41 protein-coding genes are annotated in these 26,213 nt (G+C 36.0%); 37 read left to right on the top strand and 4 right to left on the bottom strand.

Annotated features, from left to right (window positions below):
• Positions 1–191: 191 nt before the first annotated feature.
• Positions 192–1,730 (bottom strand): DHA2 family efflux MFS transporter permease subunit, encoded by a 1,539-nt coding sequence (locus CWR48_RS13880; protein ID WP_115773841.1) that lies wholly within the window; start codon positions 1,728–1,730, stop codon positions 192–194.
• A 163-nt stretch (positions 1,731–1,893) separates the two neighbouring features.
• On the opposite strand from CWR48_RS13880, the gene CWR48_RS13885 reads away from it, so the two are divergent.
• Positions 1,894–2,796 (top strand): TetR/AcrR family transcriptional regulator, encoded by a 903-nt coding sequence (locus tag CWR48_RS13885; protein ID WP_115773842.1) that lies wholly within the window; start codon positions 1,894–1,896, stop codon positions 2,794–2,796.
• A gap of 406 nt (positions 2,797–3,202) precedes the next feature.
• Entirely contained in the window at positions 3,203–3,682 is a 480-nt protein-coding gene (locus CWR48_RS13890) for a GNAT family N-acetyltransferase (RefSeq protein WP_115773843.1), read from the top strand.
• A 120-nt stretch (positions 3,683–3,802) separates the two neighbouring features.
• Here the strand turns inward: CWR48_RS13890 and CWR48_RS13895 are convergent, their stop codons facing one another.
• From CWR48_RS13895 to CWR48_RS13905, 3 genes are all read right to left on the bottom strand, one after another.
• Entirely contained in the window at positions 3,803–4,879 is a 1,077-nt protein-coding gene (locus tag CWR48_RS13895; RefSeq protein ID WP_115773844.1) for a site-specific integrase, read from the bottom strand.
• Between the two features lie 191 nt (positions 4,880–5,070).
• On the bottom strand, positions 5,071–5,295 hold the full coding sequence (locus CWR48_RS13900; RefSeq protein WP_115773845.1) for a helix-turn-helix transcriptional regulator: 225 nt from the start codon (positions 5,293–5,295) through the stop codon (positions 5,071–5,073).
• A 134-nt stretch (positions 5,296–5,429) separates the two neighbouring features.
• Entirely contained in the window at positions 5,430–5,819 is a 390-nt protein-coding gene (locus tag CWR48_RS13905; RefSeq protein WP_115773846.1) for a helix-turn-helix transcriptional regulator, read from the bottom strand.
• A gap of 237 nt (positions 5,820–6,056) precedes the next feature.
• Here CWR48_RS13905 and CWR48_RS13910 point away from each other — a divergent pair, with 237 nt between their 5' ends.
• From CWR48_RS13910 to CWR48_RS14080, 35 genes are all read left to right on the top strand, one after another.
• On the top strand, positions 6,057–6,278 hold the full coding sequence (locus CWR48_RS13910; RefSeq protein ID WP_115773847.1) for a helix-turn-helix transcriptional regulator: 222 nt from the start codon (positions 6,057–6,059) through the stop codon (positions 6,276–6,278).
• 48 nt (positions 6,279–6,326) lie between these two features.
• Positions 6,327–6,530 (top strand): helix-turn-helix transcriptional regulator, encoded by a 204-nt coding sequence (locus CWR48_RS13915; RefSeq protein ID WP_115773848.1) that lies wholly within the window; start codon positions 6,327–6,329, stop codon positions 6,528–6,530.
• Positions 6,530–6,715 (top strand): hypothetical protein, encoded by a 186-nt coding sequence (locus CWR48_RS13920; protein WP_115773849.1) that lies wholly within the window; start codon positions 6,530–6,532, stop codon positions 6,713–6,715. The genes CWR48_RS13915 and CWR48_RS13920 overlap by 1 nt, the downstream gene beginning before the upstream one ends.
• A complete protein-coding gene (locus CWR48_RS13925; RefSeq protein ID WP_115773850.1) occupies positions 6,716–7,441 on the top strand; it encodes a Rha family transcriptional regulator in 726 nt (241 codons plus the stop codon). It abuts the gene before it with no gap.
• Positions 7,442–7,546: 105 nt separating this feature from the next.
• A complete protein-coding gene (locus CWR48_RS13930; RefSeq protein ID WP_115773851.1) occupies positions 7,547–8,356 on the top strand; it encodes a DNA-methyltransferase in 810 nt (269 codons plus the stop codon).
• A 78-nt stretch (positions 8,357–8,434) separates the two neighbouring features.
• Complete coding sequence (locus CWR48_RS13935; protein ID WP_115773852.1) at positions 8,435–8,815, top strand: hypothetical protein; 381 nt, start codon at positions 8,435–8,437, stop codon at positions 8,813–8,815.
• A complete protein-coding gene (locus CWR48_RS13940; RefSeq protein WP_115773853.1) occupies positions 8,812–9,807 on the top strand; it encodes a DUF1351 domain-containing protein in 996 nt (331 codons plus the stop codon). The genes CWR48_RS13935 and CWR48_RS13940 overlap by 4 nt, the downstream gene beginning before the upstream one ends.
• Positions 9,804–10,463, top strand: coding sequence for an ERF family protein (locus CWR48_RS13945; protein ID WP_115773854.1), 660 nt, complete (start codon positions 9,804–9,806; stop codon positions 10,461–10,463). Before CWR48_RS13940 ends, CWR48_RS13945 begins: the two co-directional genes overlap by 4 nt.
• Complete coding sequence (locus tag CWR48_RS13950) at positions 10,463–10,783, top strand: HNH endonuclease (protein ID WP_115773855.1); 321 nt, start codon at positions 10,463–10,465, stop codon at positions 10,781–10,783. The genes CWR48_RS13945 and CWR48_RS13950 overlap by 1 nt, the downstream gene beginning before the upstream one ends.
• Before the next feature lie 4 nt (positions 10,784–10,787).
• Positions 10,788–11,549, top strand: coding sequence for a phage replisome organizer N-terminal domain-containing protein (locus CWR48_RS13955; protein ID WP_115773856.1), 762 nt, complete (start codon positions 10,788–10,790; stop codon positions 11,547–11,549).
• Between the two features lie 15 nt (positions 11,550–11,564).
• Complete coding sequence (locus CWR48_RS13960) at positions 11,565–12,407, top strand: P-loop NTPase family protein (RefSeq protein ID WP_115773857.1); 843 nt, start codon at positions 11,565–11,567, stop codon at positions 12,405–12,407.
• A 26-nt stretch (positions 12,408–12,433) separates the two neighbouring features.
• Complete coding sequence (locus CWR48_RS13965) at positions 12,434–12,850, top strand: YopX family protein (RefSeq protein ID WP_211316750.1); 417 nt, start codon at positions 12,434–12,436, stop codon at positions 12,848–12,850.
• Between the two features lie 156 nt (positions 12,851–13,006).
• A complete protein-coding gene (locus CWR48_RS13970) occupies positions 13,007–13,285 on the top strand; it encodes a hypothetical protein (protein WP_115773858.1) in 279 nt (92 codons plus the stop codon).
• On the top strand, positions 13,282–13,407 hold the full coding sequence (locus CWR48_RS21015; RefSeq protein ID WP_281270287.1) for a hypothetical protein: 126 nt from the start codon (positions 13,282–13,284) through the stop codon (positions 13,405–13,407). Before CWR48_RS13970 ends, CWR48_RS21015 begins: the two co-directional genes overlap by 4 nt.
• Positions 13,400–13,759 carry a RusA family crossover junction endodeoxyribonuclease gene (locus tag CWR48_RS13975; RefSeq protein ID WP_115773859.1) on the top strand — a complete coding sequence of 120 codons (360 nt, stop codon included), beginning with the start codon at positions 13,400–13,402 and terminating at the stop codon, positions 13,757–13,759. The genes CWR48_RS21015 and CWR48_RS13975 overlap by 8 nt, the downstream gene beginning before the upstream one ends.
• Complete coding sequence (locus tag CWR48_RS13980; protein ID WP_115773860.1) at positions 13,760–14,164, top strand: hypothetical protein; 405 nt, start codon at positions 13,760–13,762, stop codon at positions 14,162–14,164.
• Between the two features lie 124 nt (positions 14,165–14,288).
• Complete coding sequence (locus CWR48_RS13985) at positions 14,289–14,819, top strand: hypothetical protein (protein WP_115773861.1); 531 nt, start codon at positions 14,289–14,291, stop codon at positions 14,817–14,819.
• Between the two features lie 107 nt (positions 14,820–14,926).
• Positions 14,927–15,226 carry a hypothetical protein gene (locus tag CWR48_RS13995; protein WP_115773863.1) on the top strand — a complete coding sequence of 100 codons (300 nt, stop codon included), beginning with the start codon at positions 14,927–14,929 and terminating at the stop codon, positions 15,224–15,226.
• Positions 15,216–15,638, top strand: a complete 423-nt coding sequence (locus CWR48_RS14000) for a beta-sandwich lipoprotein (RefSeq protein ID WP_115773864.1) — start codon at positions 15,216–15,218, stop codon at positions 15,636–15,638. Before CWR48_RS13995 ends, CWR48_RS14000 begins: the two co-directional genes overlap by 11 nt.
• Complete coding sequence (locus CWR48_RS14005; protein ID WP_115773865.1) at positions 15,635–15,961, top strand: hypothetical protein; 327 nt, start codon at positions 15,635–15,637, stop codon at positions 15,959–15,961. Before CWR48_RS14000 ends, CWR48_RS14005 begins: the two co-directional genes overlap by 4 nt.
• A 280-nt stretch (positions 15,962–16,241) precedes the next feature.
• The gene (locus tag CWR48_RS14010) at positions 16,242–16,580 is read left to right on the top strand and encodes a hypothetical protein (protein WP_211316751.1); all 339 of its coding nucleotides are present in this window, start codon (positions 16,242–16,244) and stop codon (positions 16,578–16,580) included.
• Positions 16,581–16,724: 144 nt separating this feature from the next.
• Positions 16,725–16,919: a hypothetical protein gene (locus CWR48_RS14015; RefSeq protein ID WP_147294889.1), complete on the top strand. Its 195-nt coding sequence runs from the start codon at positions 16,725–16,727 to the stop codon at positions 16,917–16,919.
• 91 nt (positions 16,920–17,010) lie between these two features.
• On the top strand, positions 17,011–17,286 hold the full coding sequence (locus tag CWR48_RS14020; RefSeq protein ID WP_115773867.1) for a DUF3797 domain-containing protein: 276 nt from the start codon (positions 17,011–17,013) through the stop codon (positions 17,284–17,286).
• 90 nt (positions 17,287–17,376) lie between these two features.
• Positions 17,377–17,748: a hypothetical protein gene (locus CWR48_RS14025; protein WP_115773868.1), complete on the top strand. Its 372-nt coding sequence runs from the start codon at positions 17,377–17,379 to the stop codon at positions 17,746–17,748.
• A gap of 14 nt (positions 17,749–17,762) precedes the next feature.
• Complete coding sequence (locus CWR48_RS14030) at positions 17,763–18,332, top strand: dUTP diphosphatase (protein ID WP_115773869.1); 570 nt, start codon at positions 17,763–17,765, stop codon at positions 18,330–18,332.
• Between the two features lie 188 nt (positions 18,333–18,520).
• The gene (locus tag CWR48_RS14035; RefSeq protein WP_115773870.1) at positions 18,521–18,964 is read left to right on the top strand and encodes a hypothetical protein; all 444 of its coding nucleotides are present in this window, start codon (positions 18,521–18,523) and stop codon (positions 18,962–18,964) included.
• A gap of 169 nt (positions 18,965–19,133) precedes the next feature.
• Positions 19,134–19,658, top strand: a complete 525-nt coding sequence (locus CWR48_RS14040) for a hypothetical protein (protein WP_115773871.1) — start codon at positions 19,134–19,136, stop codon at positions 19,656–19,658.
• On the top strand, positions 19,655–19,945 hold the full coding sequence (locus tag CWR48_RS14045) for a hypothetical protein (RefSeq protein ID WP_115773872.1): 291 nt from the start codon (positions 19,655–19,657) through the stop codon (positions 19,943–19,945). The genes CWR48_RS14040 and CWR48_RS14045 overlap by 4 nt, the downstream gene beginning before the upstream one ends.
• Positions 19,942–20,235: an HNH endonuclease gene (locus CWR48_RS21020; RefSeq protein ID WP_115773873.1), complete on the top strand. Its 294-nt coding sequence runs from the start codon at positions 19,942–19,944 to the stop codon at positions 20,233–20,235. Before CWR48_RS14045 ends, CWR48_RS21020 begins: the two co-directional genes overlap by 4 nt.
• Positions 20,236–20,464: 229 nt before the next feature.
• A complete protein-coding gene (locus tag CWR48_RS14055) occupies positions 20,465–21,154 on the top strand; it encodes an HNH endonuclease (protein WP_115773874.1) in 690 nt (229 codons plus the stop codon).
• A 39-nt stretch (positions 21,155–21,193) separates the two neighbouring features.
• On the top strand, positions 21,194–21,565 hold the full coding sequence (locus CWR48_RS14060) for a P27 family phage terminase small subunit (protein WP_115773875.1): 372 nt from the start codon (positions 21,194–21,196) through the stop codon (positions 21,563–21,565).
• Positions 21,566–21,590: 25 nt separating this feature from the next.
• Positions 21,591–23,279 (top strand): terminase large subunit, encoded by a 1,689-nt coding sequence (locus CWR48_RS14065; RefSeq protein ID WP_115773900.1) that lies wholly within the window; start codon positions 21,591–21,593, stop codon positions 23,277–23,279.
• Positions 23,264–24,469 (top strand): phage portal protein, encoded by a 1,206-nt coding sequence (locus tag CWR48_RS14070; protein ID WP_115773876.1) that lies wholly within the window; start codon positions 23,264–23,266, stop codon positions 24,467–24,469. The genes CWR48_RS14065 and CWR48_RS14070 overlap by 16 nt, the downstream gene beginning before the upstream one ends.
• Complete coding sequence (locus CWR48_RS14075; protein WP_245976813.1) at positions 24,453–25,034, top strand: HK97 family phage prohead protease; 582 nt, start codon at positions 24,453–24,455, stop codon at positions 25,032–25,034. Before CWR48_RS14070 ends, CWR48_RS14075 begins: the two co-directional genes overlap by 17 nt.
• Complete coding sequence (locus CWR48_RS14080; RefSeq protein ID WP_115773877.1) at positions 25,027–26,202, top strand: phage major capsid protein; 1,176 nt, start codon at positions 25,027–25,029, stop codon at positions 26,200–26,202. The genes CWR48_RS14075 and CWR48_RS14080 overlap by 8 nt, the downstream gene beginning before the upstream one ends.
• The last annotated feature ends 11 nt before the right edge of the window (positions 26,203–26,213 follow it).

Below are 26,213 nucleotides of genomic sequence, written 5' to 3' on the forward strand. Positions count from 1 at the left end.
ACTTTCTTACCTACTAAAATATCGTGCGTTTTTTAGCATCTAAACATTCTATCCTGTTAGGGTTAATTATGCAATAGAAGGAAAACGCTTTCATTAAAAATATTTTGTAAAGATTTGTAAAAAAAAGAGTGGTTTATAACTGAAAGCTAAAGTAAAGAAAGCCCCAACCTGGATTCAGATGGGGCTTTCACTTATTTTACAACAGTATTTAGTTGTGCAGTTGCTCCCTTTTTTTGTGGGATTTTGGTTTCATTTTCATTTGGCTTCACTCGGCGGATAAACAGTGCTAAGGCAAGTGCAAGCAGTGCAATCAACGTTGAAACAAAGAAAGAGAAGTTAATCCCGTTTAAGGTTGCTTCATTCATAATTTGTGCTTGCATTGTTGCAATGGCTTGCACTGACACTACAGCATTTTCATCCATATTTGCTATCGCGGCAGATGTGAGTTCAGCTGCCTTTGACTCTGCTCTGGTGTTCATAACGGTAATTAATAAGGCAGAACCGATTGCACCGGAAACCTGTTGTAACGTATTATTCATCGCCGTACCATGCGGTGTATCCTTCATTGGCAATTGATTTAATCCGTTGGTCATAACTGGCATATTGACCATCGACATCCCAAAGCTGCGAATCGTAAATAAAATCATCAGGCTAGTATAGGAGATTTCCATATCTAATCGACTAAAGAAGAAGGTCGTGATCACGGTAATGGATAGCCCGATAATTGCTAATGTACGTGCACCATATTTATCGAATAGCCGCCCTGTAATTGGCGACATGATCCCCATTACGATTGCACCTGGAAGCATCAGCAACCCTGATTCCATTGGCGTATAGCCACGTAATGTTTGGATATAAATCGGTATTAAGATCATTGCCGAGAACATTGCGATGGATAAGACGATGGAAATGGCAGATGATAGGGCAAACATCGGGTACTTAAATATGCGAAACTCCAACATTGGATCGTCCATTCGGAGCTGTCTTAATATTAATGCAATGATGGAGATAACTCCAATAATTATTGTTCCATAGACAAATGGATCGTTCCAGCCTCTTGACCCAGCGGAACTGAATCCATACAATAAGCCACCGAAACCAAAGCTAGATAATATAATTGAAAATATGTCAAGTTTAATATTACGCTGTGGTGTAATATTTTTCAATTTGAATACTGCGAGTACGACAGTCAAGATGGCGACTGGTAGCACGATGTCAAATAGCATTCTCCAGCTATAATGCTCGACAATCCAGCCGGAAAGTGTTGGTCCAAGTGCTGGAGCAACAATCATTACGAGACCGAAAGTACCCATTGCGGTTCCTCTTTTTTCAATTGGAAAGGCGGTGAGCATGACATTCATTAAAAGTGGCATCATGATTGCGGAACCAGCCGCTTGAATCATTCTTGCGGATAGTAGGATTCCGAATGTAGGTGATATGCTTGCGAGAAGGGTTCCGACGGTAAATAAACTCATAGCGGTTAAAAATAGACGCCGATTTGTAAAGCGTTGAATAAAAAATGCGCTCGCAGGAATCAAAATCCCATTAATGAGCATATAACCCGTAGATAACCATTGAACCGTTGTTGCATCGACACTGAATTCCGTCATAATAGATGGAAGGGCGACGTTCAACAAGGTTTCATTTAAAATAGATACAAAAGCCCCAACAAAAAGAATAGCAATCATCATATATGGGGGCTTATTTTGCTTGATATTCATTTCTGACATTTACTTTTATCCCCACTTTCTTTATTAACAATCGTATACTGTATTATTTTATACTGGTAGTATAAAACTTTCAACGTTTAAGTTCGTGTTATTTAGTAACGTTGATAATAAAGGATTTAATCTGTTATATTAAAATAGACTATGAGTACAAAAGAGGGAAAACATGAACCGGAAAAAGGAAAAAATTATTGATGCAGCACATAAATTATTTATTGGAAAGGGCTTCTCAGCCACGTCAATCCAAGATATTTTAGACGAAGCGCAAATAGCAAAAGGAACCTTTTATAATTACTTTACATCGAAGAATGAATGTCTTATGGCGATTTTGGAATATGTCCAGGAGGAGTGGAGCCAAAGGAGAAAAGAGCTGGAACAAGGCAAGGAGAGTAATGATGAGGAGGTATTTATTGCCCAAGTTGCTGCAAGGATGAATGTAGACCGCAAGCATCATTTATTGGCATTATTTTCTTCCATAACGTTTTCCGAGGATGAAGAACTGCGATCCTTCCTTGAAAAGCAGCATCTGATTGAGCTTCAATGGATAAGAAAAAGGATGATTGAACTAAATGGTGAAAAAACGGAACATTATGCATGGGATCATGCCACGATATTTGAGGCAATCGTCCATCATTTTATTAATGTAGGGAAGTTCATGGGGCATAAAGACATGGCACCCGAGGATATTATTCGATATACATTAAATCGTATGAAGCCATTAATTAAGGAGCAGCAGCAGTCAAAGGAAGTGCTACTGCCACTTAGTCTGCATTCATTTATTTCGGAGGATGCTGAATTAAATATTCGCGATATTGAAAAGCAAACGATTCAACTATTAGAAGAATTGGTGGAGACATTAGATAATGAGGAAAATGGAAACGCAAATAAAGTGGATTATCCCCGATTTCTGTTAGAAGAATTGAAAGCAGAAGTGCCACGTCTTTTTCTATTGGAGAGCGTGCTAATTTCTATGGTAAGGGTGTTCGAAGGTTCGAATTATGAGCGGAAAGTGACCGAGATATCGCAAATGACTTGGGTATATATTGAACAAACAAAACGTGCAAATTAGGACGAGTATATGTAGATGGAAGTTTATTTTTTCCTAATAAAGGAATGCTATAGAAGACAAGTGATTCCTGGTTTTAGGAGGTTTAACATGGGACGATGGGTGAAAAGATTAATACGATATGGACCTTTAATCTATCCGATTGTGAAGAAGCTATTAGATAATCGGAAGCGGAAAAAGGATTTTTACTAAATTGTTAAATACCGGAGCAGCATGTAAAGCGTGCTTCGGTATTTTGATTATATGAACATAAGCATAAGCATAGTCCCATACAATTCCTATGAAGTGATAGGAACAGCTATTATGATAGTTACCGATTATTGCAGAAACGGAGTTTAGCACAGTAGGAGGAAAAGGTCTATAATAGAGTTAGAATAGTAATAGTTAAAATTTGAAACGGGGAATATCAATGAAGCTATCGATTCAAAAGATGACGGAAAAATATGCAGTAGAAATTCTTTGTTGGAAGTATGAAAAACCATACGACTTTTATAATCATGTACTAACAAGTGATGCAATCTTGGAATTAGTAACGAATAAATATTTTGTTGTACTTGATGAATATAATCAATTGGTGGGCTATTTTTGTATTGGCAAGTCTGCGCAAGTTCCTGCAGGCGTGCAATATGGGGCATACAAAGAAGATTTTATCGATGTTGGAATTGGCATGAAACCGGAATTTACTGGGAAGGGTATGGGATCTGAATTCTTCGCTCAAATACTGGAATTTATCGAAGCCCAAAATAAAAATGGCGCGATTCGGCTGACTGTTGCAACGTTTAATGAGCGTGCAATCAATCTGTATGAAAAACTAGGCTTTGTGAAGAAAATGACATTCGAACGAAGGAAGATGGATTTCATTACGATGGTAAGAGGGATTGAATCGTAGCTAATTAACTATTTATCGTTTATTATGGCGGAGAAGGTGGGATTCTATACATATATACTTTTAGTACCGCCACATCAACATTCTTGAGACTGTGGTAACATTTGTGGTAACACTTTTGAATTATTTCGCTTTAAATTCAATAATTTCTGCAGTCATAAAGTCGTTTTCCATATCTTTGACGGCTTCGCTTTCTGTCGACGGATATAAATGTGAATACGTGTTTAAAGTTGTAGCAACATTCGTATGCCCCAATCTTTTTGAAATAACAGATATGATTACACCTTTATTTATTAAATAGCTGGCATGTGAATGACGGAAATCGTGTATACGTATCGTTTTAACGCCAGATGCTTTTATATACTTCGCTAACCTTCTATCGATGGTGGAAGTTGGCAAAGGTTTATGGAATTCACCAAACACATTATATGTCAATTTTGGTTCTGTTTCACATTGTGCATTTAATTGCGAAAGTAGCCGCATTACGAATTTAGGCATTTCAATTTTACGCACTACTTCATTTTTCGTACTAGTAACTTTTAAATTGTAGTTTGTCTTGTCCACATTTATGTTATTGTTATCAAAATCAACATCACCCCAAGTTAAGGCTAACGCTTCGCCTTTCCGCATCCCGGAATAATACAAAGTCATGAAAAAAACATAGTAGATAAACTCATCCACCTCATTGATAAACTTTTTAAACTCATCCAAGATCCAGTAATCCATATGCTTTTTAGGCTTCCCTTCCACATTACCGACTATCCTGGCAGGGTTTTTAGTTGTGTATTCCTGTTTAATCGCATAGTTAAATATAGCAGACAGCACCACATGGATAATCTTCATACTGGCAACAGCTTTTTTGTCGTCAATTAACTTATCATGAAACTTTGTTATATCTCTGTTTTTAATATTGTTTAATTTCTTCTTACCAAAAAACGGAATTAAATGGTTATTAGTGATTCCACTTATCTTATTATAAGAAGATTCTTTGCGACGCTTTTTGTACCAATCTAAATATTCATTTGCCATAAACTCAAACGTTGGATCCTCCAGATCAAGTTCATCTGCATCTAATATTGCTTGTGCTTCCGCTCTTTTAGCTTCTCCACTTGATTTAAACCCTCTACGCTTTATTTGCTTCCCATTTACTCTTGTTATGAAGTAATAAGTTCCTCTTTCTTTGTCTTTGTATACAGGCATATTTTATGCACTCCTTAAATATTTAAAAATAATTATAGAACATTTGTTCTCTTTATGATATACTCTATTTATAGAATAATCAAGCAAGGGCGTACTTAACTTCCAAATTTTTACATTTTACTTTTCGGAAAACTTACGCAATAATTAAACTAAGCTATTTGGCTTTGTTTAGTCGGTGAGTAGATTATTTTCTACTCATTTTCGCCTACTATGACCCATTCATAAAGATCGTCGGTGTGACAGTTTAGAATGACCGCAATATTTTTTGCTACTTGTAAAGACATTCCTTGGCGATTGTTTACATATTTGTTGATTTGTTGCTCTGTTACACCAAGTTTGTTAGCTAATTGCAATTGTGTCATCCCGGCATCTTTAAGCTTTTGTCGAAGTAGGCATCTTCCGACTTTGTAAGCCAAATAGACACCTCATTTATTAAATTTTAATATTCTTAAAAGGCGGCGATGTTATGACAGATGAAGAATTGAAAAAATTTACAATACTTGTAAGAATGATTAAAAACGGTTATTTAGACAACTATGAAATGGATAGATCAATCCTTGTTTTTCTTGATGACGTCAGCTGCAATACTAATGGACTCAAGTAGTCTTTTTCTTTCATTGCCCTCCATAGTGAGGGCTTTGTTTAAAATTTGATTTAACAAATTAATATCGCTACTTGTTAAATCTTTTCCTCCGTCTAATTCTAAAGCTCTTTGTAATTCCGTCTTTTCTGTAGTTGGTGGGAAAAAATCATTTATTTTAATATCAAATAAACTAGCTAACTTATGTAAGTTTTCATAACTAACTTCCCATTCACCATTTTCATAACCAGAAATTGTATTTTGGTTAACCCCAAGTTTTTTTCCTAATTCAGTTTGATTCATTTTTATCTTCTTTCTATATTCCTTTATTTTACTACCCACATATTTGTTCATGTCCATTTTTTGCTTCCTCCATTACTTTTATTATAATTATATTCATTTCTGCGTTTTATATTTTATCTACAATATATGTCTAAAAATAGTATATATCAGTATTATGTACTTTTCAATAAAAATTATTCGTATTTCTGATTTTTTTGTTGACTTATCAGAATATCTGATATAAATTATACATATACTTAATAGATTGCGGAGGTGATATGGATAATTAAGTGCAGCAGGAGAGGGGGTGAAAACATGCATCGAGAATTAATTATATTACGCAAACAACACAAATTAACTAAAAAGGACATGGCTCATGTTTTAAAAATCAACCCAAAAACATATTCCATGAAAGAAGATGGTTTATCTGATTTTAAGTATAAAGAAATTTTCCTCATCGCTAAAATGTTTAATAGGAATATAGATGAAATTTTTTTACCTCCTAATATCAGAAAAACTGATAAAAATGTAAATTAAATCAGTTTTGCGGATATGAAATACGGTTAGGAGGATTGAAATACAGCCATGACTAAAAATATAAAACTTTATGTTGCCAGACGTGAAAAAGGATATTACCAAAAGGATGTAGCGAAAAAAATAGGTCTACATCCACAGACTTACCACGAAAAAGAAGCTGGTAAGAAAGAATTTACAATCCGTGAAGCAAAGATGCTTTGTAAAGTATTTAGCTGCACTTTAAATGATTTATTCCAAGAGGAGGTAAATTAATGATCCGCAAACGATGGAATGACGGCAAGTATGCAGTTAATGTTCGTAAGTTTGAAGATGGTCAAATTTCAGTTGGATTCTGGAAAGTAGACAAAAACGGTAAATTGCATGATATCCGTTATAAGGATTTACCGAAGTATGTTGTAGCTAAAATTGAAGAATTCGAGAAGGAGGTAGGGAAATAAATGAATCAATTACAAGTTATTTCAGTTGACGGCCAATTAGTTACAGAAAGTCGTGAAGTTGCAAAGATGGTGGATCGTGAACATAACGGATTAATGAAAAGCATTCGCGGTTATATCGGATATTTAGCCGAGGGCGAAATCGACCACAGCAAATTTTTCATAGAAAGTTCTTACAAGGACAACAACAATCAATCAAGACCTTGCTTCTTATTAACTAAAAAAGGCTGCAACATGGTAGCAAATAAAATGACTGGTGAAAAAGGTGTGCTTTTTACAGCCGAATATGTAACTAGATTTGAAGAAATGGAACAAGAGTTACAAAAGCCAAAAGCATTAACGGAAAAAGAACAACGCATTGAAATGCTTAAATTATCACTCGAACTAGAAGAAAAGACACAAGAACATGATGAACGAATTTCCAACTTAGAAGAAAACATGCGCATCGATGGCGTCCAAGAAAGAAAACTTCAAAACAAAGGTAATCGAGTTGTCATTGAATCGCTCGGCGGGAAACATTCCCCAGCTTATAAAAGTGTATCACGCAAAGCATTTTCGGAAATGTGGAGAGATTTCAAAAATTACTTTATGATTCCTAGATTTTCCGAATTACCTAAGGTTCAATTTGATGAAGGACTTCGCTTTATTGGTATGTGGCAACCTTCGACAAGTTTAAAAATTGAGATCGATAACGTAAATATGCAGCAAGTCGCATATGAGGTGGAATAGATGAACCGCCTTATAGAATCAGATTGGTTTTATAACGTAATCGCTATAGTGGTTGTAATGGGGTTGTGGGTGTTAGTGGTTAATTATTGAGGGGGAAATGTAAAAATGACAAATAAAATAAAGATGGAATTACATCACGATCATTTTCAGAATTTTAAAAGGTACAACATTCCAAGGGCACAGCTTGTTATAGCGGATATTCCTTACAATCTAGGAAACAATGCTTATGCTTCTAGCAACCAATGGTATGTAGATGGTGATAATAAAAACGGTGAGAGCAAACTAGCAAATAAATCATTCTTTAAAACAGATGAAAATTTCAACCTTGTTGAGTATATGCACTTTTGTAGCAAGCTATTAAAAAAAGAACCGAAAGAGAAAAACCAAGCGCCTGCTATGATCGTATTTTGTTCCTATCAACAAATGCCAATGATTGAACAATATGGGAAAAAATACGGGTTTAAAAACTCATACCCATTGTTTTTTATAAAGAATACTAGTTCGCAAGTTTTAAAGGCTAATATGAAAATAGTTGGCGCTACAGAACATGCTGTTGTGTTATATCGTGACAAGTTGCCCAAGTTTAGAAATGGCAAAACAGAAACAACTAAAGGCAGAATGATTAAAAATTGGTTTGAATGGAAGCGAGATAACAAAAAAGAGTACCCGAAAATTCATCCAACACAAAAACCTGTGAATACATTGAAAGAATTGATTAAAATTTTTACAGACGAGGGTGATGTGGTGGTTGATCCGTGTGCCGGAAGTGGTTCTACTTTAAGGGCTGCATATGAATTAAATCGTAACAGTTTTGGCTTTGAAATCGAAAAAGATTTTTACAACGAAGCGAAAGAAAAAATGTTGAATGTTGAAATCATAAACAAAGTTGAACAGTTGAGCATCGATAATGTGTAAAAAAACCGTGCTACCAACACGGCTCATTAAAAAAATATCAATTACGAGGATTATAACACAAAAAGGGAGAGTTGAATAATGAATTTAAATGATTTTATCCAAATCGGGATTAATGTACGCAGTGCAAGAGAAGAAGGAGCACTTGGTTTTTCAACTGATTTTCTAAGTAAAAAAATAGAAATACAGTTAGGTGAGGAAGCATTTAAAAATTTTGCTGAAGGGAGAAAAATTAACAAAGAGGAATTTAATGATGAATTTCCTATTCGTCTCTCATTCGAGTATAACAATTGCTTATTTGAAACAATTATGACTGATGAGACGTACAACGCTGAATTTAAAGAGTTGTATGAGTCTCAATTCATAGAAGAGGTTTCATCTGATCCTATTCGCCCACGTGGTGTCTCCTGGAATGAAATAGCAATGAAAGAAGCTGGACATAAGGAGAGTGACTTTAGATGAACGAATTACAAGTCAAAACAATCAAGCTAACGCCAGCAGTTGTTGAATTTAATTATAAAGAATTAGAAGCAATCCTGGACGAAAGTCTTAAAAAATATGATGGTCTTACCTTTACAGAAGATGATGCAGCCGAATGTAAATCGACAATTACCGAACTGAACAAAGGTAAGAAATCGCTTGATACCTACCGTAAGGAAACTAAGAAACAGCTTACTGCATCTGTTACGGAATTTGAGAATAAGTGTAAACAATTGGATAAGAAGTTTAATGCGGTACTTATTCCTTTGAAAGATCAGTATGAACAATTTGAAGAAAATCGCCGTGAGGAGAAACGTCAAAAGGTCCAGGAGATCATTGCACAATTAATTGAGGAATATGACTTGATAGAAAAATATGCGATTAAAATCACCGTGCTTGATAGTCATTTGACGAAAAGCAAAACATTGAAATCCATCAAAGAAGAATTAACAACCAATGTAAGCATGCTGAAGGTACAGCAGGATAAAGAAGAGTCGGACAAGCGAGTGATCGTTAATCAAGTAAAACTAGTGAATGCTGAAAATGAATTGAATATGTCTGACATCGGATATTTAAGATTACTAGAATTTAAAGATGTAAATGAAATATCAAATCAAATTAATAAAGATGTCCAACATGAAATTGATAAGAAATTACTAGCAGAACAACGAAAACGAGAAGAACTAGAACGTGAAGAAAAGCGGAAACAGGCTATTGCAGAACGTGAAAAACAAAAAGAGACAGCTAAGGAACAGGAAGAATCAAAACCTGTCGAACCGCCTGTAATCGAAGAAATTAAAGACCCGTTTTCTTCTGCGGATGATGCAATGGATGAAGGATTTATGGCTGATCCGTTTGCAAATATTGAATCTACCCATATAAAAAACTATCAAGTAATTGGAACGGAACAACAATTATCTGAACTGGTAGATTACATGAATAAAAATGGTATTTCATGGGCGGTGATTGAATGAAAACATCTGAATCAATAACAAAAATTTCTGCAGCTTTAGCGAAAGCGTGGGGAGATATAAATAATCCCAAGCACAATAAAAATGTAAAAGTAAAGACTAAGAATGGCGGACAATACACCTTTGATTACACTGATTTGGGGGGGATCTTTGATGAAGTTAAACCAGCTTTTAAAGAGAACGGAATAACCATCATACAGGGTGCTTATACAGAAGATGTGAACGGAAAAACCATCTTGTATGTAGATACAATGTTTCTCCATAGTTCGGGTGAATGGATTAAATCTAATCCTTTAAAAATGACTGCTAGTCAAAGCATCCAAGATATGGGTGGTCAGATAACATATCTAAAAAGATATTCCTTGTCAGCAATGTTAGGTGTAGCAACTGAAAAAGACGATGATGCAAATGGCTCATTGGGAAATGATTTTCAAGAAAACGGACCACCTCCAGAAGGAGCTATCACGCCGCAACAAGTTGGAATGATTAAGTCTAAATCACATCAATATGCAAAAGCAAGAAATCAAACGTTGGATAAGGTCTATGAAGTATTAAATATAACGGATATAACCCAATTAACAGAAGAACAAGCTCAAACAATAATAAAACAATTGGAAATGTGGCTAGATGGGATTAAAAAAGAGCAAGGGGCGGTCTAATGGCAGCTATTCCAAAACCTAATCACAAACGTCGAGTACCTAAGCGTGTAAATAGAGGCAAATTCAACAAAGAAACCAGGGAAAAAGTAAATGATCGGGATCGTGGATTGTGCCAACAATGTGGACAAGTAGGAACGGAAGTGCATCATGTCATGTTTAAAAGCAGAGGTGGAAGGGGCGTTTTTACCAACGCTCTTACCCTTTGCAACGGTTGCCATATACAAGTGCATAAGGACAATGAATTAGCAGATTACTGGATTGATGTTTATACGGATAGATATGGTCCTAACTTTTACAAGGATGAGTGGGATTTGAGGTGACAAAATGAATGATGTCAAGTGGATAAAGCTTAGTGTGGGTATGCCAGACAACAGAAAAATAAAGCGTATAAGAAGGCTACCAGATGGAAATAACATCATTCTAATATGGGTTTTCCTTTTACTAAAAGCAGCGGAATCGAATAACAAAGGCGGATTATTCTTTTTGGAAGATATGCCTTATACGGTTGAAGATTTGGCGGATGAGTTTGAATTTAGTATTGATTTAATACAGTTTGCACTTAAAACTCTCGAAAAGCTAAGCATGATAGAAATTTATGATGAAGTGATCTATATAAAAAACTGGGAGAAATATCAAAGTGTTGATAAATTAGAAAAAATTCGTGAACAAACAAGAAAAAGAGTTGCTAAACACAGGGAGAAAAACGCATTAGAACAACCGAATGAAGATGTAACGTTACATGTAACGCAAAGTAACGCAACAGAACTAGAACTAGAACTAGATATAGAACTAGATAAAGAGAAAGAAGTAATACCTTATGTCGAGATAATAAATTATCTCAACGACGTGGCTAATAAAAATTATAGATCATCAACTCCTAAAACCAAGAACTTAATCAAAGCACGCTGGAATGAAGGATTTAGGATGGACGATTTTAAATCAGTAATTGATACAAAATATCGTGAATGGAAAAACGACGATAAAATGAGCAAATTCCTTAGACCAGAAACATTATTTAGCCCTAAATTTGAAGGCTATCTAAACCAAGGGTCAAAACAAACGGATGATTACGACAATCTTTTCTAGGAAGGGAGGACAACCATGAAAAGCATAAAAGAAATGGATATATTGAAAAGCACTGGTATTGAACATATAGGCGATCGCATTTGTCCAGAATGCGAATCAGAGGTACCCATTTATAAAAGAAACGGCCAAGAGTACAGTCTTTGCCTAAAATGTGAAAATAAAAAGATATCGCAAAAAGAAACAGATGGTTATGAGCCGCCTAAGCGACGGGAGATAACAAATAAAGTAAAAACGATTCAATATATCCCTTCTGAATTAGAATATGTGACATTTGATGATTATATTCCAAAAACCGAATCTCAAAAACTAGCAATGAAACTAACATATGAATTTATCGAAGGGGAACATAATTCGATTTTATTCCAAGGTGATCCTGGTACTGGAAAATCCCATTTGTTCAGATGTGCTGCAAGGGAATTGGAAAAGCAAAAAATACCATGGAAAGAAACCAATTGGGAAGGTAAAGAAATAACTTACAAAGTTAATAAAACAGTGTTGTTCGCCAAAGTACCAGAATTGATGAAACTAATCCAAAGCACGTACAACCGCCACAGTGAATTAACAGAAGATGAAATCTTACAAACTATCAATGATGTAGATGTCCTGGTGCTTGATGAAATAGCGGGCGAACGTTCTAAATCAGATGGTGGTTTTGAAACATGGAGCGGTGATATTTTATATCAAATTTTGGACCACAGACAAGGTAAGGCGAATCTTTACAATCTGAATTATCCAAGTTCTGAAGTAAAACAAAAGTATGGAGAAACTCATGGAAAACGGATATTAAGCAGGATGTCATCAAAGGCAAAGATATTAAAAATTGATGGACCAGATCATCGAATGAAAGGACTGGATTAAATGAAGGTAATTGAGGGGGATGCGGTGTGAGGGAGATAAAATTCAGAGCATGGGATAACGTCGCAGATGAAATGCTTTATTGCGGTGAAGATATTGACGTTATATTTGCCTTGGGTAGTCCAGGAATCGAATGTACAGACATTAGAAACGTTTCGCCAGATGGTCACGATGTATATAAAGAACACCTTAAATACATGCAATACACAGGATTAACCGACAAGAACGGCAAGGAGATTTATGAAGGTGATGTATTACAATACGATTCTCCTTCCCTAAACCATCAGTACAAACATCAAGTAATTTTTGTAGATGGTCGATACAGGTTTTCGGGAATGAATGACTTTGTTTTTAACCAAATGAATTTGAATTATAAACGCGGATATAAGGTAATCGGCAACATATACGAAAATCCAGAACTGTTAGAAGGTGAATCCAATGTGTAAAACATGCAACGGAACAGGCGGAATAAACATAGAACACAGCTGGGGCATAAGCTTTCATCCTTGCCCCGATAGAGATTGTGATTTTGATAGGGATGCAGCAGTTTCGGAGTTATTTGCAACCATAGACAGGAAATTGGCTGAAATGAAGGTGAGTGCGTGAAAACAGACACATACACAATTCCATATTTACCAGAAACGGGTGGATATACGTATTGCCTGGAAGAATTGGAACTGGCATTTCCAAATGAACAATTGGAAGAAATAACAGAACGTTATAACAATGGCGCTCATGTAGCACAAATCGCTCACGAAATAAAACGAGATCCAGACGAAGTATTTCTTGCCCTTTTTCATCAAGGCCGACACGGAAAAATAAATAAAATGGCTAAATCAACTTTGATGGTTCCAGGGAAGAAACTTGGTGGTAAATCGTGACAAAAGAAGAACGTGAATCCATCATAGAACAACTTTGTTTGGTAACAGGATATAGCAGAAGGGTGTACGAGAAATTGACCGACAAGCAACTAGAAATGGAGCTGAAAACATTATATGAGTGAATTTACCATACCAGGCGAATTACCATCGATGAATGAAATTATTGCAGCATCTAAAAAGCATCATATGGTGTATGCAAATATGAAAAAGGATTACACAGCGCTAGTACAAATAAGCGCTGGTAATCTACCAAAGTTTAATAAAGCAGATTTTGAGGTTACCTGGTATTGCAAAGATAAAAGAAAAGATCCCGATAACATTGCGGGCGGTGGAACGAAATTTATCTTAGATGGTTTAGTAAAAGCAGGAAAGTTAAAAAATGATGGCTGGAATGAGATTGGCGAGATAAGAAACTATTTCGAAGTGGACAAGTCAAATCCTCGTGTTGTTGTAAAAATGAAGGAAGTTGGTTAAATGAACGAACAACAAATCGACGATCATTTGAATGACATTCTCCATTATCAAAAGTTAATTAATCAATTGGGCGACGACATGAAAATACAACGGATTGAATTACTGTCAAAGCAATTAGTCTTTATCGGTAAGTTAGCTGCAACATTTAGCGAGAATTATAAAAGAGTATATGCTACCAGAAAAAGAGTACATGCAGAAGCTTATATATCCGCAACGAAGAATAAAACAGCAGTCGCCGAACTAGCTATCGTGGATTTGCGGGAGGAAGAAGCCGAAGCGTACGGAAATATGAAACGTTGGAATAATGCTTTCGAAAGTACCAAGGAAGAAATCAATGCAATCAAGTATAAAGTGAAAATCGATGTAGCTGACGGAAGTTCACAACAAGGCGGGGTGACATCATGAATATAAAATTCACCCTTCACATACGCAGAAAACAAGCATTTGACAATAAATTCAATCCAAAACTATCGAAATATTGGGCGGATCAGTATTACGGAACATTTAAAAAATGGTAGGAGGGACAGGGATGAAGAAGGTAAAGGTTAGGGCATCGCAAGCACAAATGATTGAGAATCATAGGAATGCTTTTGAAACCCTTATGTTAAAGAGAATGGATGAGAATTGTGGAACTGTACTAGACGACGTTCGAGTTTATGACGTAGCAAGGGCTTTCTTTATCGGCTATGAAGTAGAACCAGAGTTTAAAGTTGGTGATTGGGTTGTTTATGAACAAGGTAATGTCGGTCAGTATGGTGACAAACCAATTGTGTTAAAAAATCCGGTTGTTCGCCACGCCACACCAGAAGAAATTGCACAAGAAAAAGAGCGTAGATGGTGGAAATTGCATGGCAGGGAAGTTTGGGAGTTGAAACAAGGAGATATCTTACGAAGACCAGAGGATGAACACACGATGGTGGTAACTAGCGTGGGTCGTGCTGAGGACATGACAGTCGTTAATTACGAAGGTGATGACTATGTTTACTTTTGTGACGTGAAAAAAGAATATAAGGTTTCTTCATTTGCAGAAAACCGATTGGATGTGAACCCAAATGAATAAAGAATGCCCAGCGTGTAAAGGAACGGGTTATGACCATTCGGGTTCAATTGTTGACCACATGACACCTTGCATTGAATGCAATGGCAGTGGAGAAAGGATGAGTGACGATGCCTAACCTACAAAGTTATAAACTATCCGCCATAGCACGAGGGGATAAAGAGCTGGTGGGGATTATTGAGCAAGCTGAACGTGTAGATGAATTGGAAGAAAGAAATGCATTTCTAGAAAAAGCGCACAGAATAAATGTAAATATAGCAGAGAATGTCCTGGAAGAAAGAAATCGCTTCAAACAGGCAATTGAAAAAGCATCAGACGAATTAGGAAGTCCAGACTTAGAAAATGGAGTTTTAAGAGCAGATAGAGTCCTGGTTAAAGCCTTGAAAGGAGAATGGGGAAATGAAAAGTAAAAAAGTAATTATAGCACTATTGGGGTTAATCATAATGTTATCGGCTTGTACAGCTGCTGATACAGTGTCGTACAACATTAGTAAAGATTCAGATGAATTCAGAGTAATAAGAAGAGTTGTATTTTATAACTCACTAACAGACACATACATCATGGAAATGGTTGGCAACATTAGTGTGAATATTGACAGAGAAAACGTAATCGAAGTCATTGCTAAAATTGGCCCAGATGAGTATCAGAAACATTATCTTGGTTTAAGTGACAATGTAACTTATACGGTTGAACAACTAAGTACGTCAGATGTATCGGAATATGATTACAAGATGATTTTTAAACCAGAAAAAATTGTCCCGATTGAAATTGAGTATAAAAGCGGTGAGGAACCATTGAAAGTATTGGAGGAATCAGAATGAGCGAGCGGTTGGAAAGTGTAAGGAACAGTTTAAAAGCACTTGAATTAAATGAAATTCTGAAATTCGTTAATGAACAAGCAGAACGTGTGGAAGAATTGGAAAAGCACCTAGAGACTACTGAAAGGCATTTAAAAGACTTTAGAAATTTCGAGTTTGAAGAAAGAACTTTAAAAGAAAAGGCGCAAGAACAAAACATTCGATACAAACAGGCTTTGGAAGAAATAAAACAAATAGCTGTTTATTACAACAATAAAGGGTGGGCATTAAATCCCGATAAAATCGGTGAAATCGTAGTAAAAGCCCTGAAAGGAGAAGCCGAATGAAATTAGCCGATTCCCACGCAGATTTAATGAGAAATCACGTAATCAAGCAACTAGAATCTTTAGGCAGCTATGATAACGACAATTATTCATATAGGGAATAAAAACGGAAATTAGCAGTAGCAAGGGCGTTGGAAGTAAAAGCAGAGTCGCCTAATAATCAATGGTTCTAAGTTAAATCCAAGCCTATGAGAGCATTTTAATAGAATCGCAGACAAATACATACAACGGTTTAAAATGCTCTCTATCAATCTATTTTTAACGAATAGGAGGGAGTATAGAAATGGAAACAACAAGGGAGTATTGGCGAAAAATAGCTTTAGAGAATGGGATACACGCTTCCCAATTTGACGGCAGGTTTTACTCCAGAAAAATGTCAGCGCAGGAAGCTGCAACCAGACCTATACGTAAACGGAAAAACAGAAATCAAGTCGAATATGCAGTTTATCGCGGTGAGGAAATGGTGGCGATGGGGACGGCGATAGAATGTGCAGAAGAATTAGGAGTGACAGATAAGTATATAACCTGGATGAGTACTCCTAGTGGGCAAAAACGAGCAAAGAAATGGAAGAATCCTACCACGGTAGTCAAATTCGATGAAGAGGATGATGACGATGAGTAAACGATATGTAATTGAATCAGTTGAGAAGTCTGTGGATGGGGAGAAATTGCAGGTTGTACAGGTGCTGGATAGTAAACCGAGGAAAGTGGATTTTATTGTGTTGGTGAAATAATGGTAAACAGACATCGGACACATTGGAGCAATATGAGTGACGGAAAGTATGAACGCAATCCTAATCAATTAGACGAAGATTTAAAAGCAAATATGGAGCGACTAGAGCGTAAGAAAGACCATATCGAGCAATTAGTATTAGGTACGTTTAAAAGTGATCCAGTTCGGCAGGATGAAACGTTTAGTATCTTTGTTGAAGTGTTGAGGGATTGGAAATTGCGGAAGTGAGCCGCAATTGAGCCGTAACGTGAGCCGAAAGATAGTGGGGATTTGAAATAAAATGCTAATTAAAGGAAATATGCAATAGGAGGAATAAAAGATGAATGCTATGGATTTTTTAAAAATATCGCCATTTTTAAATGATTGCCCTAATTGTGGTTACGACAATGTAGGCACTAATGACAAGACTGGTGAATACCACGGTACTTTAGATGTTGATGATAATTTATACAATAGAAAGTGTCGTTGTGGATTCGCAGTAACGATTGATGCTAACGAAGGAACTTCTAAAAAGATTATTAAATCAAAGATTGATATCGCATTAGAAGACTTTAGAAAACAAACTACCGCAAAGTCCGAACAAACTTCTGACTAAAGGAGCGAAAACCAATGGAGCCAAAAAACTATGACGCAGGTAAAAAATATTGGATTGAAAAAGATGGGAAATATATCGCGGTGAAAGCCAATGAATAAAGAAAAATTATTAGAGAGACAAGCCTTTGAAAACAACATCCAAAGTACAATCAATAAATACAAAGACAAAGATAAGAAGCTGTTTAAACCTGAATTAAAAACAGATTTATATTTAATGATTGATGCTTACAAACGTATGCGCCAAGCAAGGGATGAACTTAGAGTAGATTATCGCATGGCAAAAGTACAAAGAGATGATCTTCTGATTGAAAATAATGAATTAAAAGGCGGTAAAGGAAATATCGAAGTCGATATACATCAACGTAATAATTGCAGGGAATGTGGAAAAAAACTATTTAATTATTTTAACGCTGATGATGAGTTAATTCTTAGGTGTCCACAGTGTCAGAGAGCATATTGGTAAAGGGGAGAGTAATGATGAGTCTAAATAAACTATTCGAAACACAAGCTGGATTAGATAATCACATCGTAAAAGAAAAAGGTCTGGAAGGACAGGACTTGCTTCCACAGAAAATACTTGCATTACAGGTTGAACTTGGTGAATGTGCTAATGAATGGCGTGGATTCAAGTTTTGGAAGGTTAATCCAGAACCGAGAACAAAGGCTTTAAGATTCCCGACAATGAGCGAGGAAGATAAGGAGTATTATAATCCGTTGCTTGAAGAGTATGTGGATTGTCTGCATTTTATATTGAGTATTGGATTGGATTTGGAGCTAGAAGATAGACACAATTCTTTAATCTATGAGATTGAAGAAGAACCAGAAAACTTAACATTGATGTTTGCAGAAGTGATGTCTCACACATGTGATTTATTTTGGAGTTGCTACCATGACGATGATTATGAAGCTCAAGAGTATTCGTATAAGGCTACTTTTAGCAACTTCTTGAAATTAGGCGAATTATTAGGTTTTACAGAGGAACAAATCGAACAAGCCTATCTGGATAAAAACAAGATCAATCACGAAAGGCAGTTGAACGGATACTAATGGGACTACTTAACGACAAAGTAACTGAACGCAGGAAATATCTTATTGCCCAGTTAAGAAAAAGAGGAATTTATATTATTGATTCGGTCAACGGCTTTGGAAATTACAGTTTGAAAGAATTAGAGGATATGCACATCAAAGTGATTAACGATGATTTAAGAGCTTATAGTAAGTAAGGAGGGCATCTTATGACATACTACACAACCAAGAAAGTAATGGAAATCATCAAGTATTATCATATCGACACACAGAATTTACGATGGATGCAAGAAGATAAGAAGAGCGTTGGTATAGCACAGTATGGCATTGAAGCTACTTTACCAAAAGGAAACGGATTCTCTAGTGTTGTGGAAAATGAATCCATTCGACAAATAGAAAATACAAAGTTCTGGGCTGAAAAGATAACAGATATGAAATACCTTCAAGATAGATGGTATCGAATTACAGATGAGAAAGAAGCTACTGTGTTGCAGTTAAGGTTAAACGGGTATTCTATCAGTCATATAGCCGAGTTAATGAAGATGGAAAGAACAGGGGTATATCGAATGATTGAGAGAATAGCTTGCCAGATTAAAAGTTATCCACAGGTAAGCGCAACAGATTCAACAAATTATGTAAGTGTTGGAAAATAATAGTATAATATACATGTATATGAAATAGTCACAGATATAGTATTTTGCCAGTCCACCGTGGAAAGTGTGCTGGCATTTTTTATGAAATCGTAAAATCAGAAACGTTGATATATCAACCTTAAATGAGGTTCGTCCACAGGCGGGATACAAATAAAAAGGAGAGATAATCATGGCAGACAATAAGTCGTGCGAAGGTAAACTAACTACACTTGAATGCATGAAGTGTGGTTATAGAGAAGTATTTACAGAACAACAATTTAGATTTACGGATGGACTTTCTTGTGATGTTTGTAATGGTCCAACTCAACCTGCATTAACTAGACCTGAAGACAAGATTAGAAACAGACGAATGAAATCGCAAAGCACCAAAACAAACTTATCAATGAATATGGATTTCTCTGAATCAATCAAAGGACTCAAAGCAATCCAGCGAGAAGCAAAGAAAGCTACTGCTGCATTGAAAGAGTTGGAGGAACAGAAGAAAGAAAAGTATCTGGTTATTGAATTAGATGAATTAGGAGATGTTCCTAAAGTTCTTTACAAAGGTAAGGAAATTAATAAAAAAGAATTCGTTAACTTTCAATGGACTACTAAGTCTGATGTTCCTGGCAATACGGATATCATTATAGATTACTATGGTGATAACAATTGGTTACTAGAAAGAAAGTCCATTCGAGAAGGTATATCATCATGACCCAACCACTAACAGCCATATGCGATCAATGCGGTAAGATAACAGATGTAGTCTTTAAACAAAGGCACCATCCGAATAAAGTACAGGAGACATTCTTCAAGTGTGAACATTGCCATTATCACTACACATCATTCGTGACGGATAGCAAGGTAAGGAAGATGCAACGTAACAAGGATAAGCTACCAGTGTATGAGGTAGACAAACGTATGGAACTTCAAACTCAAATCAATAACAGAATGGGAACTCTTAAATATAATCTAATACAATTCGGTCGTGCTGATCTATGAGTGCCTTTCACAAATCTAGGCAGTGGATAAATAAAAGACCGATCATATTTAAAAGAGATGGTTATATTTGCAAGGAGTGTTCAAGGTACGGTAAGACTACGGTAGCTACTATGGTACATCACATATACCCAATCGATACTCATCCTCAATTTAGATTAACAAATGATAATCTAATCAGCTTATGCAACAGATGTCATGAGGTAATGCATGATCGAGTCACCAATGAGATTACTTCGAGAGGAATAGAATTGCAGAACAGAGTTAGGCACAAGTTGTTCCAATCGAATTGAATTGTGTTGGATTGAGAAACAATTTAGGAGAAAAAAATAAAAAAAGGTATCCCCCCTACCTAAGTGGCTAGAATTTTCAGACTTATGGAGCGAAGAGGGGAAGTTTTTCCAATAGGATGACCTTCAGAAAACTTTTTTTGGTGGAAATATGGTATAATAGATATAGGAAAACCTCGCGATGCTGATACATCCGAGGAGTGACCAACAACTATTAAGGAGTTGCTGATAAATGAATAATACCACAAATGAAGCTGAAAAGAAAGCATGCACAAAGTGCGGAATTGAAAAGCCATTCACAAATGAATACTATGCTAAAGACAACAGAAAGAAATCCGGATTGAGGTCTGCTTGTAAGGAATGTGGTAATGAGTATCGAAGGAACAACAGAGGTAAAGTAAATCAGTATTTAAAAGAATATCACGTGAAGAACAAAGAAAAAATATCGAACAATAAAAAGAAATATTACCAAGAAAACAAAGAAGAAAAACAAGCTTATGCCCTCAAATATAGAAAAGAAAACATTGAAAGTATTCGTGCTTACAAAAAGAAACATAAGAGGGAAAACAGGGACTTTTACAACTATCACAAACAAAAGCGTAGAGCAATAATAAATAAATTACCACATTCATTAGATGTAGAACAATGGAATGAAATAAAAATCCGCTTTAATCACAAGTGCGCCTATTGTGGAATGAAATTAGAGTTACAACAAGAACACTTTATCCCGGTATCTAAAGGCGGAGAGTATACAAGGAATAACATTATTCCCGCTTGTATTCATTGTAATAGTTCGAAAAATGATAAAAACTTTTTTGATTGGTATCCGACATATAAATATTATTCAGAACAACGTGAAAGTGAAATACTTAAATTCTTAAACTATGAATCTAATAAAACACAACAATTAAGCATCCTTTAAACAGGATGCTTTTTCATTTTTTAATTAGGAGGTGAAAACATGGCACGTAAAAAACAAGCAGAAATCGTTGAATATGAATCGTTGACTATCAAAGAAAAAGTAATTCGAGATATGAAGGGGTTGGGGACATATAAACCAGAATATGATGCAGTCATCACTATTTATTCTGATTTACTTGCACAATATGACCGAGCGCAACAAGAATTTATTCAAAGTGGTTATCAATATGAGACTTCGACGGCTGCTGGTGGAACTAAGAAATCAGCTATTGTTGCCACCTTAGAAAATTTAAGAAAAGATATACTGGCATACTCCGATAGATTAAGCTTAAATCCGAAATCGCTTGAAACAGTAACAACAGAAGTTACTAAAAAATCAAAGCTTGCTAGCGTGTTGAGTGGACTTGACTAAAAAATTCAAACACTACGATCTTGTAATGGAGTATGCAAATAGTATTGTTGAAGGTCGCAAGATAGCAAATAAAGAAACAATTCAAATGTGCCAACGGTTTTTAGATGATCTAGAAAATCCAGAATATGAATTTAAACCTAAAGATGCAGAATTCGTTATTGGCATTATACAAAAAACATTTGTGCATGATAAGGGTGAAAAGCTAGATGGTACTCCATTAAGAGGTTTGCCGTTTATATTAGAACCATGGCAAATGTTCATAATTTATAACCTGTTAGGATTCTTTATTAAAGGTACGATTATTAGGCGCTATAAAGAAGCGTTTATTTATTTGCCACGAAAAAATGGTAAGACAAGATTTGTCGCTGCTCTCTCGTGGGCTTTAGCATTGCTGGAAAGACGAAGTGGTTCGACAATTTATATTGTTGGTGCTGCACTTAGACAAGCTAAACAGGCATTTGATTTTATTAATTTTAATCTAAATCAAATGGGTGAAGCTGATAATTTCAGAGTGCTAGCAAATAACCAAGAATCATCTATCAGTGGTGACTTAGGTGATGGAAGTTTACACATAGAAGCATTAGCAGCTAATCCAGATAAACAAGACTCCTTAAACTGTAATATTGCGATAGCGGATGAATTGCATGCTTATAAAAAGGCTACTCAATACAACGTTATCAAAGAAGCTATGAAGGCATACACGAATAAATTAATGATTGGTATTACCACAGCTGGGGATAATCAGAATAGTTTTTGTTACAATCGCTTAGTTTATTGCCAAAAAATCCTATCTAGATCGGTAAAAGACGAAGCCTATTTTGTTTTTATTGCAAAGGCTGATGAAGATGCAGAAGGCAATGTAGATTACACAAATCCGATAGAACATGAAAAAGCTAATCCTAACTACGGTATTACTATTCGTCCCGAAGATATTATGAACGATGCCATGCAAGCGCAAAATGACCCACAACAAAGAAAAGATTTTCTTGCTAAATCGATGAATAAATATACAAGTGCTATGCAGGCTTGGTTCAACGCGGATGAATTCATTAGATCGAACAGTAATTATACTTGGACAATTGAAGAATTAGCCAAGTTACCTATTGAGTGGTTTGGTGGAGCTGACTTATCGAAACGGCATGACCTTACAGCCACTTCATTATATGGGACTTACAAAGATGTGGACATAGCAATTACACATGCATTCTTCCCGATTGTTGCTGCCCATGAAAAAGCAGATGTGGACAATATCCCTCTCTTTGGTTGGCAGGACGATGGATGGCTCACAATGTCGAATAATCCAATTGTCGACTATCAAGAAGTTATTCGTTGGTTTATCGATATGAAGAAAAAGGGATTCAAAATAAAACAAGTTGGATTCGATAAAAAGTTCGGAAGAGAATTTTTCTTAGGTATGAAAAAAGCAGGGTTCCGCATTGAAGATACACCACAATACTTCCACTTGAAATCGGAAGGATTTAGAAGAATTGAAACTAAGGCTAAGGACGGGAAGTTTTATTATCTCGGTTCTGAAGCCTTTTTATATTGTCTGGAAAACGTTCGAGCGATTGAACAGACAGATGATGCCATCAAGTACGAAAAAGTGCTAGATACACAAAGAATTGACGTATTTGATGCAGCGGTATTTTCAGCCATGCAGATGCTTAAAAACTTAGAAAAAGCAGGTACAGCAACACAATGGCTAAACAGTTAGGTGGTGAAAAGTTGAAGTTATTTAATCGGTTTAAAAAAAGGTCAAAAAGTGTATTGGAAATTCCGTTTGCTTTTGGTGATATAAGTACACCAGGATATACGAGATTATCCGATAACCCGGATGTGCGAATTGCGGTTGATAAGATTGCAGATCTTGTTTCCAATATGACCATTCACTTGATGGAAAATACAGACGAAGGTGATAAACGGGTCCGTAATGGATTATCTCGGAAGATAGACATTGAGCCACATCGTAATATGACTCGAAAAGCATGGGTTTATAAAATCGTTTCTGACATGCTAATGCATGGTGACGGCAATTCGGTGGTCCATATTGGTGTTGATTCCGAAACAGGATGGATTGATGATTTAACACCATTTCAAATGGCTGCCGTTAATTATGAGGAAGTAGGTAACGATTATTTTATAAATTATAACGGGAACACATACAAACCCGATGAAGTGGTTCATTTCGTTATAAATCCCGACCCTAATCGACCTTACAAAGGGACTGGATATCGTGTTCTTTTGAGGGATATCATTAAAAATTTATCTCAAGCAGATAAAACAAAAAACAGTTTTATGAGTGGTAAATACATGCCGTCGATTATTCTCTCTGTGGATGCGATGACAGAAGAATTGGCTAGTAAAGAAGGTAGAGAAGAAATACTTAACAAGTATGTCACTGAAACAGAAGGTGGAGTAAAACCTTGGGTATTGCCTGCTGATTTAATAAAAGTTGAACAGGTAAAACCATTGTCACTTAAAGACATCGCAATTATTGAGGGTGTTGAACTTGATAAGAAAACTGTCGCTGGGCTCATAGGAGTGCCGGCTTTCTTTTTGGGTGTGGGTGAGTTCAAAAAAGAAGAATACAACAATTTTATTAATACTCGTATTTATTCAATTGGTCAGATTATTTCACAGACATTAACCCGTGATTTGCTATTTGATCCTAATTGGTTCTTCCGTTTAAATCCGCGTAGTCTATTTAGCTATGATTTAACGGAAATGGTTGGCGCTGGAACTCAAATGGTAGACAGAAACGCAATGCGAAGAAATGAATTGCGTGATTGGGTAGGGTTAGATCCCGATAGTGAAATGCAAGAACTCATTATCTTAGAAAACTATATTCCGGCTGGAATGCTTGGTAGTCAAAACAAGCTAAAAGGGGGTGAGGACAATAAATAAACGGCACATGCAATTCACATCCAATTTAAAAACTCGTGATAGTGAAAATGAAAATGAAGCAATCATTGAAGGTTATTTTGTTGTATATGACCAAGTAACAGAATTGTGGCCCGGGGCATTTGAAGAAGTAGCACCTGGAGCATTTGAAGAAAGTTTGCGAAGTGCTGATATTTTTGCGTTGGATAACCATGATTCACGAATTGTACTTGGAAGTTTAGGAAGTAACACACTTGAATTAAAATCTGATTCTAACGGTTTGTGGGGGAAGGTAGTAATTGATTTGGAGGACCCTAATGCCAAATCGGCTTATCGTAAAGTGCAAACTGGTAAGGTGCGGGGCTGTTCATTCGGTTTTTATCCAACTAAGGAAGAACGCATTGAAAATGACGATGGCACAACAAAGTGGAGAATAACTGAAGCTGAATTACTGGAAGTTTCTATTACTGGTTTCCCCGCATATCCACAGACAGATATTGCAGCACGTCAAAAAGATGTTGAATCAATAAAAAAACAAAAATTAGAACAGCATAAAAAAGCGCTAAAGGAGAAGATGAAAAATGCCTAATCCAGTATTAATTGGAGCGAAACTTAATTTAAAACGTAGCTCTCTCAAAACAGTAGAGGAAAGAATCGCAGAACTACTAATCAAACGTACAGAATTAGAAGAATCTATTGATGGTGTTGAATCAGAAGAAGATTTAACAGCTATCGAAGCATCCGTAAAAGAAAATGACGATGCTATTGAAGAAACAGAAAATGAAAAGACTTCACTTGAAGAAGAAATCACCGAATTAGAAGGTGAATTAGAAGAATCAAATCGTAAGAAACCAAAAGCAGGAGGTAAACGAAATATGCCAAATCAAACAGAAACGCGTGAAGCAATCAATACATTTGTACGTTCGAAGGGTGCCATTCAAGAACGTGGAGATTTTACAACAGTAGAGGGTGGCGCGTTAATTCCAGAAGACTTAATAGCACCTAAAAAAGAACTTGTGGACGTGTTGGACTTATCACAGTATGTACGTAACCTTCCAGTAACTCGTGGTTCTGGTAAATATCCAATTATTAAAAGATCAAACGGGAAATTCACTTCCGTTGCAGAGTTAGCTAAAAACCCGAAACTCGCAACACCAACATTTGATGAAGTTACTTATGACATTGAAACTTATCGTGGGTATGTTCCAATGTCGCAGGAAGCCATTGACGATGCGGATTACGATATTGCAGGAATGATTGCAGAAGATATTAAAGATCAAGAACGCAATACAAAAAACGAACAAATTGCAGCTATCTTTAAAACAGCACCAGCCAAGGCAGTTACTGGATTAGATGGCATTGTGACTATGTTTAATAAAGATTTCAAGAAGGTTTACAATACGAAGGCATTTGTTTCAGCATCTTTATTTAACGAGCTGGATTTGTTAAAAGATAAAAGCGGTCGTTATTTGCTAGAGGATGATATCACGGTCGCATCTGGTAAGAAAATCAAAGGAAAAGAAGTTATTGTTCTGGATGATGATGTAATCGGCACTACTGATGGAAACTTAGTCGGCTTCTTTGGTGATGCATACGAATTTATTACACTATTCAACCGTAAACAAGCTTCAGTTAAATGGGTTGACAATGATATTTACGGTCAACTTTTAGCTGGATTCGTTCGTTTTGATGTTAAATCAGTTGATGATGCAGCAGGTTATTACGTGACATACACACGCGAAGCGCCAGAAGTTTAAGAGAGGATGAT

Origin of the sequence: Oceanobacillus arenosus (assembly GCF_003369575.1) — a bacterium.
GTDB lineage: Bacteria > Bacillota > Bacilli > Bacillales > Amphibacillaceae > Oceanobacillus > Oceanobacillus arenosus.

Excerpts from the sequence above, each read along its gene's own strand:
- CWR48_RS13880 (WP_115773841.1), bottom strand. The coding sequence starts at position 1,730 with ATGTCAGAAATGAATATCAAGCAAAATAAGCCCCCATATATGATGATT.
- CWR48_RS13885 (WP_115773842.1), top strand. The coding sequence starts at position 1,894 with ATGAACCGGAAAAAGGAAAAAATTATTGATGCAGCACATAAATTATTT.
- CWR48_RS13890 (WP_115773843.1), top strand. The coding sequence starts at position 3,203 with ATGAAGCTATCGATTCAAAAGATGACGGAAAAATATGCAGTAGAAATT.
- CWR48_RS13895 (WP_115773844.1), bottom strand. The coding sequence starts at position 4,879 with ATGCCTGTATACAAAGACAAAGAAAGAGGAACTTATTACTTCATAACA.
- CWR48_RS13905 (WP_115773846.1), bottom strand. The coding sequence starts at position 5,819 with ATGGACATGAACAAATATGTGGGTAGTAAAATAAAGGAATATAGAAAG.
- CWR48_RS13910 (WP_115773847.1), top strand. The coding sequence starts at position 6,057 with ATGCATCGAGAATTAATTATATTACGCAAACAACACAAATTAACTAAA.
- CWR48_RS13915 (WP_115773848.1), top strand. The coding sequence starts at position 6,327 with ATGACTAAAAATATAAAACTTTATGTTGCCAGACGTGAAAAAGGATAT.
- CWR48_RS13920 (WP_115773849.1), top strand. The coding sequence starts at position 6,530 with ATGATCCGCAAACGATGGAATGACGGCAAGTATGCAGTTAATGTTCGT.
- CWR48_RS13925 (WP_115773850.1), top strand. The coding sequence starts at position 6,716 with ATGAATCAATTACAAGTTATTTCAGTTGACGGCCAATTAGTTACAGAA.
- CWR48_RS13930 (WP_115773851.1), top strand. The coding sequence starts at position 7,547 with ATGACAAATAAAATAAAGATGGAATTACATCACGATCATTTTCAGAAT.
- CWR48_RS13935 (WP_115773852.1), top strand. The coding sequence starts at position 8,435 with ATGAATTTAAATGATTTTATCCAAATCGGGATTAATGTACGCAGTGCA.
- CWR48_RS13940 (WP_115773853.1), top strand. The coding sequence starts at position 8,812 with ATGAACGAATTACAAGTCAAAACAATCAAGCTAACGCCAGCAGTTGTT.
- CWR48_RS13945 (WP_115773854.1), top strand. The coding sequence starts at position 9,804 with ATGAAAACATCTGAATCAATAACAAAAATTTCTGCAGCTTTAGCGAAA.
- CWR48_RS13950 (WP_115773855.1), top strand. The coding sequence starts at position 10,463 with ATGGCAGCTATTCCAAAACCTAATCACAAACGTCGAGTACCTAAGCGT.
- CWR48_RS13955 (WP_115773856.1), top strand. The coding sequence starts at position 10,788 with ATGAATGATGTCAAGTGGATAAAGCTTAGTGTGGGTATGCCAGACAAC.
- CWR48_RS13960 (WP_115773857.1), top strand. The coding sequence starts at position 11,565 with ATGAAAAGCATAAAAGAAATGGATATATTGAAAAGCACTGGTATTGAA.
- CWR48_RS13975 (WP_115773859.1), top strand. The coding sequence starts at position 13,400 with ATGAGTGAATTTACCATACCAGGCGAATTACCATCGATGAATGAAATT.
- CWR48_RS13980 (WP_115773860.1), top strand. The coding sequence starts at position 13,760 with ATGAACGAACAACAAATCGACGATCATTTGAATGACATTCTCCATTAT.
- CWR48_RS13985 (WP_115773861.1), top strand. The coding sequence starts at position 14,289 with ATGAAGAAGGTAAAGGTTAGGGCATCGCAAGCACAAATGATTGAGAAT.
- CWR48_RS13995 (WP_115773863.1), top strand. The coding sequence starts at position 14,927 with ATGCCTAACCTACAAAGTTATAAACTATCCGCCATAGCACGAGGGGAT.
- CWR48_RS14000 (WP_115773864.1), top strand. The coding sequence starts at position 15,216 with ATGAAAAGTAAAAAAGTAATTATAGCACTATTGGGGTTAATCATAATG.
- CWR48_RS14005 (WP_115773865.1), top strand. The coding sequence starts at position 15,635 with ATGAGCGAGCGGTTGGAAAGTGTAAGGAACAGTTTAAAAGCACTTGAA.
- CWR48_RS14010 (WP_211316751.1), top strand. The coding sequence starts at position 16,242 with ATGGAAACAACAAGGGAGTATTGGCGAAAAATAGCTTTAGAGAATGGG.
- CWR48_RS14015 (WP_147294889.1), top strand. The coding sequence starts at position 16,725 with ATGAGTGACGGAAAGTATGAACGCAATCCTAATCAATTAGACGAAGAT.
- CWR48_RS14020 (WP_115773867.1), top strand. The coding sequence starts at position 17,011 with ATGAATGCTATGGATTTTTTAAAAATATCGCCATTTTTAAATGATTGC.
- CWR48_RS14025 (WP_115773868.1), top strand. The coding sequence starts at position 17,377 with ATGAATAAAGAAAAATTATTAGAGAGACAAGCCTTTGAAAACAACATC.
- CWR48_RS14030 (WP_115773869.1), top strand. The coding sequence starts at position 17,763 with ATGAGTCTAAATAAACTATTCGAAACACAAGCTGGATTAGATAATCAC.
- CWR48_RS14035 (WP_115773870.1), top strand. The coding sequence starts at position 18,521 with ATGACATACTACACAACCAAGAAAGTAATGGAAATCATCAAGTATTAT.
- CWR48_RS14040 (WP_115773871.1), top strand. The coding sequence starts at position 19,134 with ATGGCAGACAATAAGTCGTGCGAAGGTAAACTAACTACACTTGAATGC.
- CWR48_RS14045 (WP_115773872.1), top strand. The coding sequence starts at position 19,655 with ATGACCCAACCACTAACAGCCATATGCGATCAATGCGGTAAGATAACA.
- CWR48_RS21020 (WP_115773873.1), top strand. The coding sequence starts at position 19,942 with ATGAGTGCCTTTCACAAATCTAGGCAGTGGATAAATAAAAGACCGATC.
- CWR48_RS14055 (WP_115773874.1), top strand. The coding sequence starts at position 20,465 with ATGAATAATACCACAAATGAAGCTGAAAAGAAAGCATGCACAAAGTGC.
- CWR48_RS14060 (WP_115773875.1), top strand. The coding sequence starts at position 21,194 with ATGGCACGTAAAAAACAAGCAGAAATCGTTGAATATGAATCGTTGACT.
- CWR48_RS14065 (WP_115773900.1), top strand. The coding sequence starts at position 21,591 with ATGGAGTATGCAAATAGTATTGTTGAAGGTCGCAAGATAGCAAATAAA.
- CWR48_RS14070 (WP_115773876.1), top strand. The coding sequence starts at position 23,264 with ATGGCTAAACAGTTAGGTGGTGAAAAGTTGAAGTTATTTAATCGGTTT.
- CWR48_RS14080 (WP_115773877.1), top strand. The coding sequence starts at position 25,027 with ATGCCTAATCCAGTATTAATTGGAGCGAAACTTAATTTAAAACGTAGC.